Source organism: Myxococcus vastator, from assembly GCF_010894475.1.
GTDB classification, from domain to species: Bacteria; Myxococcota; Myxococcia; order Myxococcales; family Myxococcaceae; genus Myxococcus; species Myxococcus vastator.
In genome coordinates, this window is record NZ_JAAIYB010000009.1 from 21,122 (window position 1) to 42,720 (window position 21,599).

The window sequence follows — 21,599 nt, forward strand, 5'->3', positions numbered from 1 at the left end:
ACGCCACGACTGGCGTGGCCCGCTTCGCCGCTGCCCCGTTCCTCGCCCTCACCTTTTCCGCCGGCCGGTTCTTACTCAGACATGAGCGCTGAATCCTTTGTCTTTCCTGTCTCCTTCGCACAGCAGCGGCTGTGGTTCCTCCACCTGATGCAGCCGGAGAACCCGAGCTACCACATCGCTGGCGCGGTCCGGCTGGGCGGCACGCTCGACACGGCCGCGCTCCAGCGCGCCTTCGACGTCCTGGTGGAACGGCACGAATCGCTCCGCACCACCTTCGCGCAGGAGGAGGGCCAGCCGGTCCAGGTCGTCGCGCCCGAAGGCACCGCGTCCTTCGCCGTCACCGACCTGTCATCACTGCCCCCAGCCGGGCGGGAGGCGGAAGCACGGCGGCTGGCCACCGAGGAGATTCGCCAGCCCTTCGACTTGATGAAGGGCCCGCTGCTGCGCACGCGGCTGCTGCGGCTGGCGGACACCGACCATGTCCTGGTGCTGACGATGCACCACATCATCTCGGACGGTGCGTCGCTGGGCATCCTCATCCACGAGATGACGCAGCTCTACGGCGCGTTCATCGCCCAGCGCGAGCCGGAGCTGCCCGAGCTGCCTATCCAGTACGCGGACTTCGCCGAGTGGCAGCGCGAGTGGATGGCGACGGAGGGCGCGCTCGACGCGCACGTGACGTACTGGAAGCAGCAGCTCGCGGGCGCCCCCGTGTTGCAGCTCCCCACGGACCGTCCACGCCCGGCCATCCAGACGCAGCGCGGAGACGCCCTGCCCCTGCACCTGCCGACGGCGCTGGTGAAGGCGCTCCAGCAGGTGGGCCAGCGTGAGAACGCCACCCTCTTCATGACGGTGCTGGCCGCGTTCCAGGCCTTGCTGTCGCGCTACACGCACCAGACGGACATCCTGGTCGGCGCGCCGCAGAACAGCCGCAACCGGGTCCAGACGGAGGGCCTCATCGGCTTCTTCGTCAACACGCTGGTGCTGCGCGCGGACCTGTCCGGCAACCCGTCCTTCCGAGAGCTGCTCCAGCGCGTGCGGGAGGCGACGCTGGGCGCGTATGCGCACCAGGACATCCCGTTCGAGAAGCTGGTGGAGGCGGTGCAGCCCGCCCGCAACCTGGCCTACACGCCGCTGTTCCAGGCCGCGTTCAACTTCCAGGGCATGGCTGGCCAGGCGCTGGCCCTGCCCGGCGTCACCATCCAGCCACTGGACCTGCAGCCGGGGACGTCGAAGTTCGACGTGACGCTGGACCTCCAGGAGACCGCGGACGGCCTGCGGGGCTTCATCGAGTACAACAGCGACCTCTTCGACCGCGCGACCCTGGAGCGCTTCGTGGGGCACTTCCAGACGCTGCTCGCGGGTGTCGCGGCCAACGCGGAGCTGCGCCTGGACGCGCTGCCGCTGCTCACGTCGCCCGAGCGGCGTCAGCTCCTCGAGGTCTGGCCCGCGCTGAAGTCCTTCCCGGGCTCGGACACGCTGCACGGCCGCTTCGAGGCCCAGGTGCGCCAGCGCCCCGACGCCATCGCCGTGGTCGCCGACGGAGAGCGCCTCACCTACGCGGAGCTGGACCGGCGGGCCAACCGGTTGGCCCATGCGCTGATTTCGCGCGGCGTCCAGCCCGAGGGCCTGGTGGGCCTGTGCGTGGAGCGCTCCTTGGCCACGGTGGTGGGCATCCTCGGCATCCTGAAGGCGGGCGCCGCCTACGTGCCGCTCGACCCGACCTATCCCGCGGACCGGCTGGCCTTCATGGTGGCGGACAGCCGGATGTCGCTGGTGGTGACGCAGCGGCCCCTCATCGAGCGGCTGCCCGCCGAGGGCGCGGCGCTGCTCATCCTGGATGAAGCCGCCGAGGAGCTCGCGCGGCAGCCTGCCCACGCCCCTGGACTCGCGACGACGCGGGAACAGCTCGCGTACGTCATCTACACCTCGGGCTCCACCGGCCTGCCGAAGGGCTCCCTGCTCCCGCACGGCAACGTGATGCGCCTGTTCGAGGCGACGGAGCACTGGTTCCACTTCAACGAGCACGACGCGTGGACGCTGTTCCACTCGTACGCGTTCGACTTCTCCGTCTGGGAGCTCTGGGGCGCCCTGCTCCACGGCGGCCGGGTGGTGGTGGTGCCGTATCTCGTCTCGCGCTCGCCAGATGCCTTCTTCCGGCTGCTGAGCGATGAGCGCGTCACGGTGCTGAACCAGACGCCCGCGGCCTTCCGTCAGCTCATCCAGGCCGAGGAGCGCCTGGGCGCCCAGGCGCCGCCCCTGTCGCTGCGCTACGTCGTCTTCGGCGGCGAGGCCCTGGAGCCGGCCACCCTGGTGCCCTGGTTCCGCAAGCACGGGGACGCCCAGCCTCGGCTCATCAACATGTACGGCATCACCGAGACGACGGTGCACGTCACCTACCGTCCCATGGACGCCGCCGAGGCGGAGCGCACGCAGCAGAGCCCCATTGGCGTCGCGATTCCCGACCTCCAGCTCTACGTGCTGGACGCGCGGCTGGAGCCAGCGCCCATTGGCGTGGCGGGTGAAATCTTCGTCGGTGGCGCGGGCCTCGCCCGTGGCTACCTGGGCCGGCCGCAGCTCACGGCGGAGCGCTTCGTCCCCCACCCGTTCAGCCGCGAGCCCGGTGCCCGGCTCTACCGCACGGGAGACCTGGCGCGCTTCACCGCGGACGGGCAGCTCGAGTACCTGGGCCGCATCGACCACCAGGTGAAGATTCGTGGCTTCCGCATCGAGCTGGGCGAAATCCAGACGGTGCTCAGCCTGCACCCGGCGGTGCGCGAGGCGCTGGTGCTCGTGCGTGAGAGCTCGCCCGGGAACAAGTCCCTGGTGGCCTACGTCGCGTCGGCCGAGCTGCCTCCGCCCAGCGTCAACGAGCTGCGACAGCACCTGCTCGGCAAGCTGCCGGACTACATGGTCCCCAGCGCCTTCGTGATGATGGAGCGCTTCCCGCTCACCGCGAACGGCAAGGTGGACCGCAAGGCCCTGCCGGAGCCCGACGGCGCGCGCGCGGACCTGGCTGGCCAGTACGTCGCGCCCCGGACGAAGGTGGAGGAGGCCCTGTGCGCCATCTGGGCCCAGGTGCTGGAAGTCCCTCGCGTGGGCATCCACGACAACTTCTTCGCGCTGGGTGGCGACTCCATCCTGAGCATCCAGGTGCTCACGCTGGCGCAGAAGCAGGACATCCGCTTCTCGTTGCAGCAGCTCTTCCAGCACCAGACGGTGGCGGAGCTGGCGGAGGCCGCTGGGGAGGCGGAGCCGGCGCGTGAGGTCTTCCCGCGCACCGAGCCCTTCAGCCTCATCTCCGCCGAGGACCGGGCGAAGGTGCCCGCGAGCGTGGAGGACGCCTACCCGCTGGCCCGCATCCAGGCCGGCATGCTCTTCCACATGGAGCTGGCGCCCACCTCGAACATCTACCACAACACCGACAGCTTCCATCTGCGCCTGAAGGCACCGTTCGACGCCGCGCGCTTCGTGGAAGCCGTGCAGGTGGTGACGGCACGTCAGCCCGTGCTGCGCACGGCGTTCGACATGACGTCGTACAGCGAGCCGTTGCAGTTGGTGCACCGCCAGGCCCACCTCTCCGTCGAGGTCACCGACGTCCGCCACCTGTCCACCGAGGCGCAGGACGCCGAGGTCCGCAAGCTGCTGGAGGACGAGAAGCAGCGGCACTTCGACCTCGCGTGCCCTCCGCTGCTGCGCTTCTTCGTGCACATCCGTGGGGAACGGGACTTCCAGTTCACGCTCACGGAGTGCCACGCCATCATCGACGGCTGGAGCCTCCACTCCACGCTGGTGGAGATGTTCAACCACTACTACGCGCTGGTGAACCACCAGGAGCCGCCGCGCTTCGAGCTGCTGAGCATCACCTACCGCGACTTCGTGGCCATGGAGCGGCAGGCCCTCGCGTCCGAGGACCACCAGCGCTACTGGCGCGAGCTGCTGCAGGACGGACAGGTCATGCGCGTGCCGCGCTGGCGCCGTCCGCTGGCGGAGGGTGAGCCGCGCATCGCCACGGTGAAGGTGCCCATCTCGCCCGAGGTGGGAGAGGGCCTGAACGCCCTGACGCGCAGCGCGGGCGTGCCCTTCAAGAGCATCCTGCTCGCATCGCACCTCAAGGTGATGAGCGTGCTGAGCGGCCAGGAGGACGTCATCACCGGCACGGGCGTCAACAGCCGCCCCGAGGAAGGTGATGGCTCGAAGCTGCGCGGCATCTTCCTCAACACGGTGCCCTTCCGCCTGAAGCTGGCCCCGGGCAGCTGGCTGTCGCTGGTCCGCGCCGCCTTCGACGCGGAGCGAGGGCTCTACCCGTACCGCCGCTACCCCATGGCGGAGATTCAGCGGCAGTGGGGCCGCGAGACGCTCTACGAAGTCATGTTCAACTACATGCACTTCCACGTCCTCCACGACATCGCGGGCACGCTCGCGGAGCTGGAGGCGCTGAGCACCATCCGCTCCGAGGGCACCAACGTCACCCTCGCCGTCCACTTCCAGACCGAGCCCCACACGCAGGAGCTCACGCTGGAGCTGGACTACAACGCCGTCGAGCTGGAGCACGCCCAGGTGGAGCAGATTGGCGCGTGCTTCGCGCGCGTCCTCCACGCGCTGGCCTTCGAGTCCGAGGCCCCGCACCACACCTCCAGCCCGCTGCCCGCCGACGTGCAGCGCCGGATGCTGGTGGAGTGGAACGACACCGCCGCCGCGCTGCCCGTGGAGCCCACGTTCCAGGCGCTCTTCGAGGCTCGCGCCGCCGCCACGCCGGACGCGCTCGCGGTGGTCGATGGCGAGCGGACGATGACGTATGGCGAGTTGGACATGCGCGCCAATCAGCTCGCGCATCAGTTGCTGTCGCTGGGCGTGGGCCCGGAGCGCGTGGTGGCGCTGGGACTGGACCGCTCCCTCGAGCTGGCCACCAGCTTGCTGGCCACGCTCAAGGCCGGCGCGGCCTATCTACCGTTGGACCCGAGCTATCCCGCCGAGCGGCTGGCGTACATGCTGTCCGACTCGCGCGCCGCGGTGCTGCTCACCACGCAGGCGCATGAGGCCACCTTCGAGGCCTCCAGCGTGCCCCGGCTCCTGGTGGAGCAGGAAGCGGCCCGGCTGGCGACGTTGCCCTCGAGTGCACCGGCCGCGACCGCCTCCGGCGACTCGCTGGCCTACGTCATCTACACCTCGGGCTCCACGGGCCTGCCCAAGGGCACGCTGCTCACGCAGCGCGGCCTGCTCAACTACCTGACGTGGGCCCAGGACGCCTACGCGGTGAAGCCGGGCCAGGGCTCGCTGGTCCACACGTCCATCGCGTTCGACGCGACCATCACCAGCCTCCTCACGCCGCTGCTCGCCGGAGCGACGGTCCACCTGGTGCCTTCGGGACGCGAGGTGGAAGCACTCGCGCTCGCGCTTCAGCAGCCGCGGGGGCATGACCTGGTCAAGCTCACGCCGGCCCACCTCCAGGTGCTGGCCGGGCTGCTGGCGCCAGACGCCCTGTCGAACCTGACGGGCACCTTCGTCGTGGGTGGCGAGGCCCTGCCGCCCACCACCGTGGCCTTCTGGCGGAAGCACGCGCCCCGGGTCCGGCTCATCAACGAGTACGGCCCCACGGAGACGGTGGTCGGCTGCTCCATCCACGACGTCAGCGCGGGCGAGCTGCCCGACGGCATCGTCCCCATCGGCCGGCCCATCGCCAACACGGCGCTCTACGTGCTGGACGCGCGCATGCAGCCGGTGCCCGTGGGTGTCTCGGGCGAGCTCTACATCGGCGGCACCGGCGTGGCGCGCGGCTACCTGGGCCGCCCTGCCCTCACCGCCGAGCGCTTCGTGCCGGACCCGTTCGGCCACAAGCCGGGACAGCGCCTCTACCGCACGGGCGACCAGGCCCGCTTCCTGCCGGACGGCGCGCTGGAGTTCCTGGGCCGCCGCGATGGGCAGGTGAAGCTGCGCGGCTACCGCATCGAGCTGGGCGAAATCGAGGCCACCGTCCGTCAGCACGCGTCCGTGCGGGACGCCGTCGTCATCGTGCGCGAGGATGTCCCCGGCGACCAGCGGCTGGCCGCCTACGTCGTCCCGCACGAGGGCACGGCGGCGGATACGGCCGGGCTGCGCGCCTTCCTCCAGCAGCGGCTGCCCGAGCACATGGTGCCCGCCGCCCTGGTCGCGCTGGAGGCCCTGCCACTCACGGCCAACGGCAAGGTGGACCGCAAGGCCCTCCCCGTCCCCGACGGCCTGCTGTCCACGGAGTCCCGCGCGGCGCCGCGAAACGGCACCGAGGAGCTGATGGCCAGCATCTGGTCGGACGTGCTGCGCACGAACCGGGCTGGCATCCACGACCACTTCTTCGACCTGGGTGGCCACTCGCTGCTGGCCACGCGCGTGGTGTCGCGAATTCGCGAGGCCTTCGGCGTGGAGCTGCCCATCGCGGCGCTCTTCGAGGCGCCCACCATCGCAACGCTGTCGGAGCGCGTCCAGGTGCTCCAGGCGCAGCAGACCGGGGAAGCACCGCCCCCGCCGCTGGTGCCCTACTCTCGCGATGGCGAGCTGCCCCTGTCCTTCGCGCAGCAGCGCCTCTGGTTCCTGTACCAGATGGAGCCCGACAGCCCCTTCTACAACATGCCCGCCGTCATCCGGCTGACGGGCGCGTTGGACCCGGACACCGTGCAGCGCTGCATGGAGGCGCTCATCCGTCGCCACGAGTCGCTGCGCACGACGTTCCGGATGAACGGCCAGACGCCCGTCCAGGTCATCCACCCGCCCGCGGCGCCGAAGGTGGAGACCGCCGACCTGCGCGGCCTTCCGCCCGAGCGCCGGGAAGTCGAAGCGCGCCGCCTGTCCGACGAAGAGGCGCGCCGCCCCTTCGACCTGACGACGGGCCCGCTCTGCCGGATGGGGCTCATCCAGCTCGATGACCAGGAACACCTGCTGCTGCTGACCCTGCACCACATCATCGCCGACGGCTGGTCGCTGTCCGTGCTGGTCCGCGAGGTCGCCGAGCTCTACGGCGCCCTGTCCGCGGGCCAGCCGCCACCGCTGGCCGCCCTGCCCGTCCAGTACGCGGACTACGCGAAGTGGCAGCGGGAGTGGCTGTCGGGCCCCGTGCTGGAGCGGCAGCTCGACTACTGGAAGCAGCGGCTCACCGGGGCGCCGCCCCATCTGGACCTGCCCACGGACCGTCCACGGCCTCCGGTGCAGAGCTTCCGCGGCGCCACGCACCGGGGTGTGCTGCTGCCCGTGGAGGCGGCCAAGGCGTTGCAGGCGCTCTGCCGGAAGGAGAGCGTCACCCCGTTCATGGCGGTGATGGCGGCCTTCCAGACGCTGATGCACCGCTACACCGGCGAGACGGACATCGTCGTCGGCACGGACATCGCCAACCGCAACCGCTCCGGCACCGAAGGGCTCATCGGCTTCTTCATCAACCAGCTCGTCATGCGGGGCGACCTGCGCGGGGACCCCAGCTTCCGCGCGCTGCTGGCGCAGACGCGGCGGGTGGCGCTGGATGCCTACGCGCACCAGGACCTCCCCTTCGAGGAGCTGGTGAAGGCGCTCAACCCGGAGCGCGACCTCAGCTACTCGCCGCTGTTCCAGGTGAAGCTCATCCTCCAGAACGCGCCGTCCTCCGACCTGCACCTGGACGGGCTGACGCTGCGCGAGGAGACCAGCACCACCGGCGCCGCCAAGTTCGACATGACGTGGGTGGCCACGGAGACCGAGCAGGGCCTGGAGTGCCTGTGCGAGTACAGCACCGACCTGTTCGACGCGGCCACCATCGACCGGATGATGGGCAACCTGCGCGAGCTGCTCCTGGGCGCCATGGCCGTTCCAGAAGAGCGCGTCTCGCGCCTCCCGCTGCTGTCCCAGCCGGAGCGTCAGCAGTCGCTGCTGGCGTGGAACGACACCGCCACACCCCGAAGCCCGGGCGTCTGCGCGCATCACCTCTTCGAGCAGCAGGCGGCGCGGACGCCCGACGCGGTGGCCGTGTCCTTCGAGGGACAGCAGCTCACCTACCGCGAGCTGGACGCGCGGGCGAACCAGCTCGCCTGGCACCTGAAGGCGTCCGGCGTGGGGCCCGAGGTCCGCGTGGGCCTGTGCGTGGACCGCTCGCTGGAGCTGGTGGTGGGCATCCTCGGCATCCTCAAGGCCGGAGGCGCGTGGCTGCCGCTGGACCCGTCCTATCCGGTGGAGCGGCTGACGCTGATGATGCGCGACGCGGCCATCCCGGTGCTCGTCACGCAGGAGCACCTGGCGGATGAGCTCCCCGCGCTCGGGTTGCTGGTCTGCCTGGACACGGACTGGCCGCTCATCGCCAGCCAGCCGCAAACGCCGCCCGCGGTGGAGCTGTCCGAGGACAACCTCGCGTACATCATCTTCACGTCGGGCTCGACGGGGCGGCCCAAGGGCACGCTGCTGCCCCACCGGGGCCTGTGCAACACGGCGCTGGCCGCCATCCAGGCCCACCGCGTCCACGAGAAGAGCCGCGTGCTGCAGTTCGCCGCCTTCGGCTTCGACGCCTCGGTGTGCGAGGTGTTCTCCACGCTGCTCGCGGGCGCGCGGCTCTGCCTCGCGCCCCGGGACGCCATCATGCCCGGCGCGCCGCTCCAGGGCCTGCTGACCGCGCAGGAGATAACCGGCGTCACGCTGACGCCGTCGGTGCTGGCGCAGCTGGAGCCGGAGGCGTTGCCGAAGCTGGAGTCCGTCGTCTCCGCGGGCGAGGCCTGCTCGCCGGAGCTGGCGCGCCGGTGGCTGAAGTCCCGCCGCTTCATCAACGCCTACGGCCCCACCGAGGCGACCATCTGCGCGGCGGTGGACGAGGCCGTGGACCCCGACCGGCTGGGCATCGGCCGCGCGTGGGCCAACGTCCGGCTCTACGTGCTGGATGGCCAGCTGCAGCCGGTGCCCGTGGGCGTGCCGGGTGAGCTGTTCATCGGCGGCGTGGGCGTCGCGCGTGGCTACCTGGGCCGGCCGGACCTGAGCGCCGAGCGCTTCGTTCCGGACCCGTTCGCGGTGGAGCCCGGAGGACGGCTGTACCGGACGGGAGACCGGGTGCGCTGGCTGGCCGAAGGACGGCTGGAGTTCCTGGGCCGCCTGGACCACCAGGTGAAGCTGCGCGGCTTCCGCATCGAGCTGGGCGAAATCGAAGCGGCGCTGGCCGGGCACCCGGAGGTACAGGACGCCGCGGTGCTGGTGCGGGAGGAGACACCGGGCCGCAAGCAACTGGTGGCCTACGTCGTCGCCGACGATGTGGAGCAGCCGCCCGAGCAGGACGCCCTGCGCCGGGCCCTGGAGTCGCGCCTGCCCGAATACATGGTTCCGTCCGCCTTCATCATGCTGAAGGCCATGCCGCTGACGCCCAGCGGCAAGGTGGACCGCAAGGCCCTGCCCTCGCTGGCGCAGGAGCACGTGAAGCGCGAGCACGTCCACGTCGCGCCCCGCGACCCGGTGGAGCAGGCGCTGGCGGACATCTGGGCGAAGGTGCTGTCCCGCGAGCGCGTCAGCATCCACGACAACTTCTTCGAGCTGGGTGGCGACTCCATCATCAGCATCCAGGTCATCGCGCGGGCGCTGGAGGCCGGGCTGCACATCAGCCCGCGTCAGTTCTTCCAGTACCAGACCATCGCCGCCCTGGCCCCGCACGTGGGTCAGGCCCAGGTCGTGGAGAGCGAGCAGGGACCGGTGACGGGCGCCGTCCCGCTCACGCCCATCCAGCACTGGTTCTTCGAGTGGCAGCTCCCGCACCTCCATCACTACAATCAGTCGCTGCTGCTGGGCCTGCGTCAGCCCGTCGCCACGTCCGTGCTCCAGGACGCGCTGCGGGCCCTGGTCGCGCACCACGACGCGCTCCGCCTGCGCTTCGAGCGGACCCCCGACGGCTGGCGTCAGGAGAGCCTGGGGCTCGACAGCACCGTGACGCTGCGCGAGGTGGACCTGTCCGGCCTGGACGAGGCCGCGCAGCGCGCCGCCTTGGAGGAAGAGGGCCTGCGCGCCCAGGCGGGCTTCCGGCTGGAGGAGGCGCCGCTGGTCGCGGCCGTGCGCTTCCACCTGGGGCCCCAGCGTGGCGACCGGCTGCTGCTCGGCATCCACCACCTCGCGGTGGACGCCGTGTCCTGGCGCGTCCTGCTCATGGACCTGGAGACGGCGTGTCAGCAGCTCAGCCAGGGGCAGCCGGTGGCGCTGCCTCCGAAGACGACCTCCTTCCAGGCCTGGGCGCGCCGCCTGGAGTCCTTCGCGGCCAGCGCGGAGCTGGAACACGAAGCCGACTACTGGCTGAGCCAGGGTGAAGACACGGCGCCGCTCCCCGTGGACACCGCGGACGGCGACAACACCCTGGCGTCCGCGCGCACGCTGACGGTGGCGCTGGAGGCCGAGGAGACCCGGCTGCTGCTTCAGGAGGTGCCGACAGCCTGGCGTGCCCGCATCGACGAGGTGTTGCTGACGGCGCTCGCGCAGGCACTCTCCACCTGGACAGGACAGCGTCGACTGCGCGTCCAGTTGGAAGGCCATGGCCGCGAGGACCTGTTCGACGGCGTGGACCTCAGCCGCACCGTGGGCTGGTTCACCAGCGCCTACCCGGTGACGCTGGAGCTGCCTCGGGATGGCAGCGTGGGTGACGAGCTCCGCGCCGTGCGTGATTCGCTGCGGCAGGTGCCGCGCAAGGGCCTGGGCTACGGCCTCGTGCGCTACCTGCGCCAGGACGAGCGAGGCGCCCGGCTCCGTGCGCGGCCGGAAGCGCCGGTGGCCTTCAACTACCTGGGCCAGCTCGACTCGGCGCTGCCCACGTCGTCGCTGCTGGCGCCCGCGGATGAGTCCTTCGGCGCGCAGCAGGGGGCGCTCGGTCAGCGGCGGCAGGTGCTGGAGGTGAATGCCCACGTCTTCGGCGGCAAGCTGGAGGTGTCCTTCACCTACAGCGAGGCGCTGCACCAGCGCACCACGGTGGGCGCGCTGGCCCAGGGCTACCTCCGAGCGCTCCGGTCCCTGGTGGACCAGCGGCGCGGCGAGGACGCGGCGCGGTTCTCCCCGGTGGACTTCCCGCTGGCGAAGGTGACTCAGGCCACGCTGAACGGCCTGATGCAGTCACACCCGGGAATGGAGGACCTCTACCCGCTGTCGCCCATGCAGCAGGGCATGCTCTTCCACGCCATGCTCGACCCGGACTCGGGGATGTACTTCGAGCGCGCGGCGTGGACGCTGGACGCGGACCTCGACCGCGAGGCGCTGCGCGAGGCCTGGCAGCAGGTGATGGCGCGCTATCCCATCCTCCGCACCAGCTTCGTGGGTGAGGAGCTGGAAGCGCCGCTCCAGCTCGTGAACCGCAAGGCCGTGCTGCCGTGGGAAGAGCAGGACTGGAGCCACCTGTCCGAGCCGGAGCAGCAGACCCGGCTGTCGGCCTGGATGGACGCGGACCGGGCCCGGGGCTTCAACTTGAAGCGGGCGCCGCTGATGCGCGTGGGCGTCCTGCGCCTGGGCGTTCGGACGTGGCGCGTGGTGTGGAGCTTCCACCACCTGCTGCTGGACGGCTGGAGCGTGGGCCGCGTCCTCAACGAGATGCTGGCCCTCTACGACGCGCAGCTCCGTCAGCAGCCGGTGCGTCTGGAGCAGCCGCCTGCGTTCCGCGACTACATCGCCTGGCTCCAGGGCCGGGAGATTTCGCAGGCGGAGTCCTGGTGGAAGGAAGCACTGCAAGGCTTCGGAGAGCCCACGCCCCTCCCCGGTGAGACAGGGGGCCAGGCGCGCACCGCGCCGCAGGTCATGGGCGAGCGCAAGGTCCACCTGTCCGCCGAGTTGACGGAGCAACTCCGCGCCTTCTCGCGGCGGCACCAGGTGACGCTCAGCACGCTGGTCCAAGCGGCCTGGGCCCTGGTGCTCGGACGTCACGCGGGACAGGACGACGTCGTCTTCGGCGTCACCGTCGCGGGCCGTCCGCCGGAGCTGCCGGGCGTGGAGCAGATGGTGGGCCTGTTCATCAACACGCTGCCGGCCCGCGTGTCGCTGCCGGCCCAGCGCAAGGTGGTGGACTGGCTGAAGGCGCTCCAGGCGTGGCAGGTGGAGCGGGCGCCGTTCGAGTACGCGCCGCTGGTCAAGGTCCAGGGCTGGAGCCCCGTGCCGCGTGGCACCCCGCTCTTCGAGAGCCTCGTCGTCTTCGAGAACTACCCCGTGGAGGACTCGGTGCGGCAGGGCGCGGGCGCGCTGGAGGTGCGCGACGTCACCGCCCAGGAGCGCACCAACTATCCGCTGACGCTCTCCGCCCACGCGGACAAGGAGCTGATGCTGAACCTGGACTTCGAGTCCCCGCGCCTCGGCGCGGACGCCATGGAGCGGCTGCTGGAGCAGCTCCAGACGGTCCTGGTGGGCATCCTCGGCGCGGAGGACCAGCACCTGTGCGAGCTGTCGCTGCTCACGCGGGAGGCCCGTCGAGAGGTGCTGGTCGACTGGAACGACACGCACGTCCCCGGGCTGGGCGCCTGCCTGCACGAGCTCTTCGAGGCGCAGGCCCAGCGGACGCCGGACGCCGTCGCCGTGGTCGCGCCGGAGGCGGGCTCGCTCACGTATGGGCAGCTCGACGCGAAGGCGAACCAGCTCGCGCACCACCTGCGCGCTCGGGGCATTGGCCCCGAGGTGCTGGTGGGCGTGTGCCTGGAGCGGACGCCGGAGCTGCTGGTGGCGCTGCTGGGCATCCTCAAGGCGGGCGGCGCCTACGTCCCGCTCGACCCCACCTACCCGGCCGAGCGACTGGCCCGCATGGCCTCCGAGGCCCGGCTCTCCCTGCTGCTCACCCAGCAGTCCCTGGTGGAGACCTTCACCAATCCCGAAGTGTCGCTCTACCTGCTGGACACGGAGGCACCGGCGCGCGCCGCGCTGCCCACCCAGGCTCCGACGCGGCTCACCACGCTGGACGGGCTGGCCTACGTCGTCTTCACCTCCGGCTCCACGGGCACGCCCAAGGGCGTGATGATTTCGCACCGGAGCTGGACCAACGCGTACCTCGGCTGGGAGCGGAGCTACGGGTTGCGGGAGCACTGCCGCGCCCACCTGCAGATGGCCAGCTTCTCCTTCGACGTGTTCGCGGGAGACCTGTCCCGGGCGCTGTGCTCGGGCGGCAAGCTGGTGCTCTGCCCGCGGGAGTGGCTGCTCGAACCGCCCCGGCTGCTCGCCCTGATGAAGGAGCAGGCCGTGGACTGCGCCGAGTTCGTCCCCGCCGTGCTGCGCGGGCTGCTCCAGCACCTGGAGGAGACGGGCCAGACGCTGGACTTCATGCGCGTCCTCGTGGCCGGCTCCGACGCCTGGTACGTGAACGAGTACCACCGCCTCCAGGCCGTCATCGGCGACGACACGCGGCTCATCAACTCGTATGGCGTCAGCGAGGCGACCATCGACAGCACCTGGTACGAGAGCAGCGACCTGGGCCTGAGCGACACGCAACTGGTGCCCATTGGCCGTCCCTTCGCCAACAACCGCCTCTACGTGCTGGACGCGCATCAGCAGCCAGTGCCCGCCGGCATCCCGGGTGAGCTCTTCATCGGCGGCGAGGGCGTGGCGCGCGGCTACTGCCACCGCCCCGACCTGAGCGCGGAGCGCTTCGTCCCCGACCCGTTCGCCACCGAGCCCGGCGCGCGGCTCTACCGCACCGGAGACCGGGCGCGGTACCTGCCAGGAGGCGACCTGGAGTTCCTCGGCCGGGCGGACACGCAGGTGAAGCTGCGCGGCTTCCGCGTCGAGCTGGGAGAAATCGAGTCCGCGCTGGGCAAGCACCCAGCCGTCCAGGGCGCGGTGGTGCTGCTGCGCGAGGACCCGGGGACGCCCCGCCGGCTCGTCGCCTACGTGGTGGGCTCGGACATCAGCGACACGGCGGTGCTCCGCGACCACCTGCGAGAGCGGCTGCCCGACTACATGGTGCCTGCCGTCTTCGTCCGCCTGGAGGCCATCCCCTTGAGCCCGAATGGCAAGGTGGACCGCAAGGCCTTCCCCGCGCCGGACGCGACCCAGCGCACGGGCGAGCAGCGGCTGGTCGAGCCCCGCTCGGAGACGGAGTCGAGCATGCTCTCGCTCTGGAAGGACGTGCTGGGCCAGGCGTCGCTGGGCGTCACGGACGACTTCTTCGACGTGGGCGGGCACTCGCTGCTGGCCACGCAGATCATCTCGCGCACCAACGCGATGTTCCAGGTGACGCTGCCGCTGCGCGCCCTCTTCGAGCACCCCACCATCGCGGGGCTGGCGGAGCAGGTGGTGCTCGCGCAGTTGGAAGGCGTGGACGAGGCCGCGCTGGCCGCGGCCATGGAGGACGTCGGCGACCTGTCGGACGCGGACCTGGAGAAGCTCCTGGAGGGGACGAATGAGTGAGCTGCTCAAGAAGCTCGCGAACCTCTCCCCGGAGAAGCGCGATGCGGTGCTCAAGAAGCTGCGGCAGCAGAACGTGGTCGCGGCGCCGAAGGAGGAGGCGCGCGCGCCTGGAATCCCGCGCGCCTCACGCGAGCAGCCGCTGCCGCTCTCCTTCCCCCAGCGCCGGCTCTGGTTCCTGGACCAGTTCGAGCCAGGGACGCCCGCCTACAACATCCCGGAGTTCGTGCGCCTCACCGGGCCGCTCCACGTCCCCTCGCTGGAGCGCGCGCTGAACGAGGTCATCCGGCGCCATGAGGCGCTGCGCACGACCTTTGTCGCGAAGGACGGCGAGCCCCAGCAGCGCATCCTCCCGGAGCTGACGCTGTCGCTGGGCGTGCTGGACCTGAGCTACCTGCCAGGCAGCAAGCGCGAGCCCCTGTGCGAGGAGCTGGCGCTCCAGCTCGCGGGGACGTCCTTCGACCTCGCGGCGGGGCCGCTGCTCCACGCGAGGCTGGTGCGCATGGGCGACGAGGACCACGTCCTCCTGCTCGTCGTGCACCACATCGTGTCGGATGGCTGGTCCACCGGCATCTTCGTCCAGGAGCTGACGGCGCTCTATGCCGCCTTCTCCCAGGACAAGCCGTCACCGCTGCCGGAGCTCCCGCTCCAGTACGCGGACTTCGCGGCCTGGCAGCAGCAGTGGATGCAGGGCGACGTGCTGGCGTCGCAGCTCGACTACTGGCGGCGGCAGCTCGAAGGGAGCGACAGCGCGCTCAAGCTGCCCACCGACAGGCCGCGCCCGCGCGTGCGCACCTACGCGGGCGGCAAGCGGAGCTTCCAGGTGGACCCGGCGGTGGCCCAGCAACTGAAGACGCTGGGGACGCAGGAGAAGGCGTCGCTCTACATGGTGCTGCTGGCGGCGCTCCAGACGCTGCTGCACCGCTACACGCGCGAGCCGCGCATCAGCGTCGGCACGTACATCGCGAACCGGAACCGGACGGAGGTGGAGCCGCTCATCGGCTTCTTCCTCAACACGCTCGTCATGCGCACGGGGCTCGAAGGCAACCCCACCTTCCGGGAGCTGCTGCGGCGCGTGGTGGACGTGACGCTGGGGGCCTACGGGCACCAGGACATCCCCTTCGAGAAGCTGCTGGAGGAGCTGGCGCCGTCGCGAGACACCAGCCAGTCCCCCTTCTTCCAGGTGATGCTGGTGCTCCAGAACACGCCCACGCCGCCCGCCGAGCTGGACGCGCTGCGGATGGAGTCCTTCAGCGTCTCGGGTGAAGCCTTCGCGCAGTTCGACCTGACGCTGTGGTTCTCCGAGGAGGCCGGGGGCCTGCAAGGCATCTGGGAATACAACCGGGACCTCTTCGACGCCTCCACCGTCGAGCGGATGGTCGCCCACTTCCAGACGCTGCTCGCGGGCATCGCCGCGAACCCGGCGCAGCGGCTCATCGAGCTGCCGCTGCTCCCGGCGAATGAGCGTCAGCGCATCCTGCATGACTGGAACCAGGCCCGGCTCGACGTCCCCCCGGGCACGTGCCTCCATCACCTCATCGAGGCGCACGCGGCGCGCACGCCCGACGCCATCGCCGTCACGGACTCCGAGCGCCGGCTCACCTACGCGCAGCTCAACGCGAAGGCCAACCAACTGGCGCACCACCTGCGCGCCGTGGGCGTGGGGCCCGAGCGAATCACGGGCGTCTTCCTGGACCGCTCCGTGGACATGGTGGTCGCGGTGCTCGCCGTGCTCAAGGCGGGCGGCGCCTACGTGCCGTTGGATCCGTCATATCCCCCGGAGCGCACGGCGCTGATGCTCGCGGACAGCCGGCCCGCGGTGCTCGTCACCCGCCAGGGACTGGCGTCCCTCCTGTCCGCGCCGCTGCCGCCCGTGGTGGACCTCGACACGGCCGCGGACGCTATCGCCGCCCAGCCCACGACGACGCCCGAGGGCGGCGGGAGCCCCGAGCACCTCGCCTACGTCGTCTACACGTCAGGCTCCACGGGCCGCCCCAAGGGCGTGATGATTTCGCACCGGAGCTTCGCCAACGCCTACCTCGCCTGGGAGCGCGACTACCGGCTGCCCGAGCTGCGCGCCCACCTCCAGATGGCGAGCTTCTCCTTCGACGTGTTCTCCGGCGACCTCGCCCGGGCGCTCGGCTCCGGGAAGACGCTGGTCCTCTGCCCGCGTGAATGGCTGCTCGAGCCCGAGAAGCTCTACGGGTTGATGCAGCGCGAGCAGGTGGACAGCGGCGAGTTCGTCCCCGCCGTCGCCCGCCTGCTGATGGGGCACCTCCAGGAGCACCAGCTCCGGCTGGACTTCATGCGCCTGCTCATCGTCGGCTCGGACACCTGGGACATGCGCGAGTACCACCAACTCCGCGGCCTGTGCGGCCCGGACACGCGGCTGGTGAGCTCCTACGGCCTGAGCGAAGCCACCATCGACAGCACGTACTTCGAGCAGCCGGAGCCCACGCCCAGCGAGCAGACCGTCCCCATTGGCCGGCCCTTCGCCAACTCGCGGATGTACCTGCTGGACAGCGCGATGCAGCCAGTGCCCATCGGCATTCCAGGGGAGCTCTTCGTGGGCGGCGACGGGCTCGCGCGTGGCTACTGGGGCCAGGCGCACCTGACCGCCGAGCGATTCGTGCCCAACCCCTTCAGCGCCACGCCGGGCGCGCGCCTGTACCGCACGGGCGACCTGGCCCGATACACGGAGGACGGCACCCTCGCCTTCATCGGCCGCAACGACACGCAGGTGAAGCTTCGCGGCCACCGCATCGAGCTGGATGAAATCAAGGCGAAGCTGCTGGAGCACCCGGCGGTCCAGGCCGTGGAGCTGCTCGTCCACGAGGACGCGGGCAACAAGCAGCTCGTCGCCTACCTCACGCTCACGGCGCCGGACGTGGCCACGGCCGAGGACTTGCGGCAGCACCTCAAGAAGCACCTGCCGCCGTACATGGTGCCCGCCGCCTTCGTCATCCTGGCCGCCTTCCCCCTGACGCCCAACGGCAAGGTGGACCGCAAGGCCCTGCCCGCGCCGGAGAGCGTCCGCCGCGACGCGCAGGAAGGCTTCGTCGCCCCACGCGACGAGGTGGAGACCCGGCTCGCGGCCATCTGGGAGGAGCTGCTGGCGGTGCGCCCCATCGGCGCGCACGACAACTTCTTCGACCAGGGTGGCCATTCATTGCTGGCCGTCCGGCTGATGGTGCGCATCCGCGAGCAGTTCGGCCGGGCCCTTCCGCTGTCGGTCCTCTTCCAGAACCCCGCGCTGGAGCAGCTCGCCAAGGCGCTTCACGAAGAGGCGGCGCCCGCCCCGTGGTCGCCGCTGGTGACGCTCCAGCCGGGGGCCAATCGCCCCGCCCTGTTCTGCGTCCCGGGCGCCGGTGGCAACGCCGTCTACCTCCGCGAGCTGGCCCAGGCCCTGGGCCCCACCCTGCCGGTGCACGCCTTCCAGGCCCGCGGGCTGGATGGACGCGCACAGCCGCACCGCTCCGTCGAGGAGATGGCCGCGTGCTACGTCGAGGCGCTCAAGCAGGTACAGCCTCAGGGGCCCTACCACCTGCTGGGCCACTCCTTCGGAAGCTGGGTCGCCTTCGAGATGGCGCAGCAGCTCCGGAAGCAGGGCGAGTCGATTGCCTTCCTGGGCATCCTCAACACCACCGTCCCGGTGAACGAGGCACCGCCGAGCGAGGCGCCCCCGTTCGACGACGCGGACTGGATGGCCTCCGTCGCGAGCACGGCGGGCCGCCTCTACGGCGTGGACCTGGGCATCTCCGCCGAGACACTCCGGCCGCTGTCCGCCGAAGCGCGCCGCGAGCACCTGACGCGCAGGCTGGTCCAGGCGGGCCTCCTCCCCGACGGCGCGGACAGCCAGCAGGTCCAGGGCTTCATCGAGGTCTACAAGGCCGCGTACGCGATTGACTACGTCCCCCGGGACACGCTCCCCGTCCCCGTCGCCCTCTTCCGGGCCCAGGAGCGGCACGAGGAAGACGGCATCGTCCCCGAGTCCTTCACGGACGACCCGAGCTGGGGCTGGGGCCACCACGCCTCCGCGGCCATCACCCCCGTGACGGTTCCGGGCGACCACATGACGATGCTGGCCGCGCCTCACGTCCAGGTGCTGGCGGAGCACGTGCGCCAGGGCCTCCTGCGCGCCGGGGCCCTTCGATGACGGCGGCGCCGGCCTTCCCCATGAAGACCGCCGTCTCCATCTGGCTGGGACAGGTCCTGTCGCTGCTGGGCTCGGGGCTGACGAGCTTCGCGCTCGGCGTCTGGACGTACAAGACGACGGGCGACGTGACGCAGTACGCGCTGGTCATGCTCTCCGCGACGCTGCCCGCCATCCTGCTCGGGCCCGTGGCCGGAGCGCTGGTGGACCGCTGGAACCGCCGCTGGGTGATGGTGCTCAGCGACACGGCCGCGGGCCTGTCGAGCCTCGTGCTGGCGCTGCTGCTGTTCAACGGGCTGCTGCAGCCCTGGCATGCCTACGTCACGACCGCCGTGGTGTCGGTGGCCAGCGCGTTCCAGCAGCCCGCCTTCGCCGTGCTCGTCTCCACGGTGGTGCCGCCACGGCACCTGGGACGGGCCAACGGCCTGGTGCAGATCGGGCTCGCGTTCTCCCAGTTGGTGGCGCCCCTGTTGAGCGCCACGTTGCTGGAGCTCATCGAGCTCAAGGGCATCCTGCTCATCGACGCGACGACGCTGGTGCTCGGCACGCTGCCCCTGCTCCTGGCGCGCATCCCCCGGGAACACCTCGTGTCTCCGTCCGGCGAGGAGCGGCCATCGCTGCTGGAGGCCATCCGGGCCGGCGGCGCCTACCTGCGCGCCACGCCGGGCCTGCTGGCGCTCATTGGCTTCCTCGCGGCCAGCAACTTCCTGACGGGCACGGTCGAAGTGCTCGTCACGCCGCTGGTCCTGTCCTTCGCGGACGTGCGGACGCTGGGCGCGCTCACCACGGCGGGTGGCGTTGGCATGCTGGTGGGAAGCCTGGTCATCAGCGCCTGGGGTGGGCCCAGGCGGCTGGTGCATGGCGTGCTCGGGTTCCAGCTCACCTGTGGCCTCGCGCTCATCAGCGTCGGGCTGGCCACCACCGTCCCCGTCCTGGCCGGGGTCGCCTTCGCGTTCTTCTTCGGCCTGCCCATCATCAATGGCTCCAGCCAGGCCCTGCTCCAGCGCATCGTGCCCCTGGCGCTGCGCGGCCGGGTCTTCGCCTTCACCGGAACCATCACCGGGGCCATGTTGCCGCTGGCGTACACCCTGGCCGGACCGCTGGCGGACCACGTCTTCGAGCCCGCCATGGCCCCGGGGGGAAGGCTCGTCCCCCTGCTGGGTGCGTTCGTCGGCGAGGGCCCGGGCCGAGGCATCGCCGTGATGTTCCTCATCGCGGGCGCGCTCGGCATCCTCATGACGCTGCTGTCCACGCTCTACCGCCCACTGCGCGAGCTGGAGGCGCCCCCGCCGCAGGCGCCCTCCGCCGAACCCGCGGTGAGCCCCTGAAGCCTCCCCACTTCCCACGACTCTCCCAAGGAGCCCCGCCGTGCCGAGTCCCAGCCGTTCCGTGCAGACCCTGACCGACCTGCTGCGCTGGCGCGCCTCGAATCAGAACGAGGCCCGCGCGTATACCTATCTCCAGGATGTCGAAGGCCAGGAGACCACCTGGACCTATGGCGAGTTGGATCGCCACGCCCGCGCCATCGCCGCGGCGCTTCAGGAGCACAAGGGCGCTGGCGAGCGCGCGCTGCTGCTGTATCCCCCTGGGCTGGACTACATTGCGGCGTTCTTTGGCAGCCTGTACGCGGGCGTCGCCGCGGTCCCCGCCTATCCGCCCGTGCAGCTCCAGGCCGTCAACCGCATCCTCGCCATCCTCCAGGACGCGAAGCCGCGCTTCGCGCTCACCACGCGCGAAATCCTGGAGAGCGTGAACGCGCTGGCCGACGCCTACCCCGTCCTGAAGGAGATCCGCTGGATCGCCACGGACGCGCTGGAGGAGGGACTGGAGGATGGCTGGAAGCGCCCCGCCATCACCGGCGACTCGCTGGCCTTCCTCCAGTACACGTCAGGCTCCACGTCGACGCCCAAGGGCGTGATGGTGCTGCACCGGAACCTGATGTCGAACGAGGAGATGATTCGCCAGGGCTTCAGCCACGACGAGCAGAACACCATGTGCGGCTGGCTGCCGCTGTACCACGACATGGGGCTCATCGGCATCGTGCTCCAGCCGATGTACCTGGGCACGCACTCCGTCGTGATGTCGCCCTGGTCCTTCCTCCAGCGCCCCATCCGCTGGCTGTCCGCCATCACGAAGTACCGCGTGACGACGAGCGGCGGCCCCAACTTCGGCTATGCGCTCTGCACGCGGAAGGTGAAGCCGGAGCAGCTCGCCACGCTGGACCTGAGCTCATGGCGCGTCGCCTTCAATGGCGCGGAGCCCGTGCGCGCCGACACGCTGGCGCACTTCGCGGACACCTTCGCGGCTGCGGGCTTCCGCCGGGAGGCCCTCTATCCCTGCTATGGGCTCGCGGAGGCGACGCTCTTCGTGTCGGGTGGCATCAGCAGCGAGCTGCCGCGCCACCTCACCGTGGAGTCGGAGGCGCTTGAGCAGCACCGCGCAGTGTTGACGCAGCCGGGCCCGTCCGCGCGGACGCTCGTCAGCTCCGGGCGGAGCTGGGGTGACAGCCTCATCCGCATCGTGAATCCGGAGACGCTGGTGGCGTGCGCTCCGGGTGAGGTGGGTGAAATCTGGACGGCCGGCCCCCACGTCACCCACGGCTACTGGGGACGTGAGGAGACGAACGCGGAGACCTTCCAGGCGCGCATCCAGGGCAGCGAGGAAGGGCCCTTCCTCCGCACCGGCGACCTGGGCTTCATGATTGACGGCGAGCTGTATGTCACCGGCCGCATCAAGGACCTCATCATCGTCGATGGCCGTAACCACTACCCGCAGGACCTCGAGCTGACGGCGGAGGGCCAGCACCCGGCGCTCCGGCCTGGCTGCTCGGTGGCGTTCTCCGTGGACCATCCGGAGGGCGAGCGACTGGTGGTGCTGGTGGAGGTCAGCGCCCGCTTCGCGCCCTCCGAACAGGGCGATGGCGTCCAGGCCCTGGACGCGAGCGCGCTCCAGAAGAGCATCCGGCAGGCCGTGGCCGCCGCGCACTCCGTGGAGGTCCACGAGGTCGTCCTGCTCCAGCAGGGCGAGGTCCTCAAGACGTCCAGCGGCAAGGTCCAGCGGCGCGCCTGCCGGGCGAAGTACGTGGAGGGCAGCCTCCAGCGCTGGGAAGCGTAGTCCGTCTCGAGCC

The 21,599-nt window shown here is 70.9% G+C and carries 4 protein-coding genes; all 4 read left to right on the forward strand.

Annotated features, from left to right (window positions below):
• Positions 1-81 precede the first annotated feature (81 nt).
• The 4 genes from G4D87_RS01940 to G4D87_RS01955 all read left to right on the forward strand — a co-directional run bounded on the left by G4D87_RS01940 (position 82) and on the right by G4D87_RS01955 (position 21,586).
• Positions 82-14,322 carry a non-ribosomal peptide synthetase gene (locus tag G4D87_RS01940; RefSeq protein WP_163777853.1) on the forward strand — a complete coding sequence of 4,747 codons (14,241 nt, stop codon included), beginning with the start codon at positions 82-84 and terminating at the stop codon, positions 14,320-14,322.
• Positions 14,315-18,475: a non-ribosomal peptide synthetase gene (locus G4D87_RS01945; protein ID WP_163777856.1), complete on the forward strand. Its 4,161-nt coding sequence runs from the start codon at positions 14,315-14,317 to the stop codon at positions 18,473-18,475. The genes G4D87_RS01940 and G4D87_RS01945 overlap by 8 nt, the downstream gene beginning before the upstream one ends.
• Positions 18,476-18,495: 20 nt before the next feature.
• Positions 18,496-19,800 carry an MFS transporter gene (locus tag G4D87_RS01950; RefSeq protein ID WP_240357943.1) on the forward strand — a complete coding sequence of 435 codons (1,305 nt, stop codon included), beginning with the start codon at positions 18,496-18,498 and terminating at the stop codon, positions 19,798-19,800.
• Between the two features lie 61 nt (positions 19,801-19,861).
• Positions 19,862-21,586, forward strand: a complete 1,725-nt coding sequence (locus G4D87_RS01955; RefSeq protein WP_240357944.1) for a fatty acyl-AMP ligase — start codon at positions 19,862-19,864, stop codon at positions 21,584-21,586.
• Positions 21,587-21,599: the final 13 nt, after the last annotated feature.

Bases quoted from the DNA above. Each gene is read 5' to 3' on its own strand.
- G4D87_RS01950 (WP_240357943.1), top strand. From the start codon at position 18,496: ATGAAGACCGCCGTCTCCATCTGGCTGGGACAGGTCCTGTCGCTGCTG.
- G4D87_RS01945 (WP_163777856.1), top strand. From the start codon at position 14,315: ATGAGTGAGCTGCTCAAGAAGCTCGCGAACCTCTCCCCGGAGAAGCGC.
- G4D87_RS01940 (WP_163777853.1), top strand. From the start codon at position 82: ATGAGCGCTGAATCCTTTGTCTTTCCTGTCTCCTTCGCACAGCAGCGG.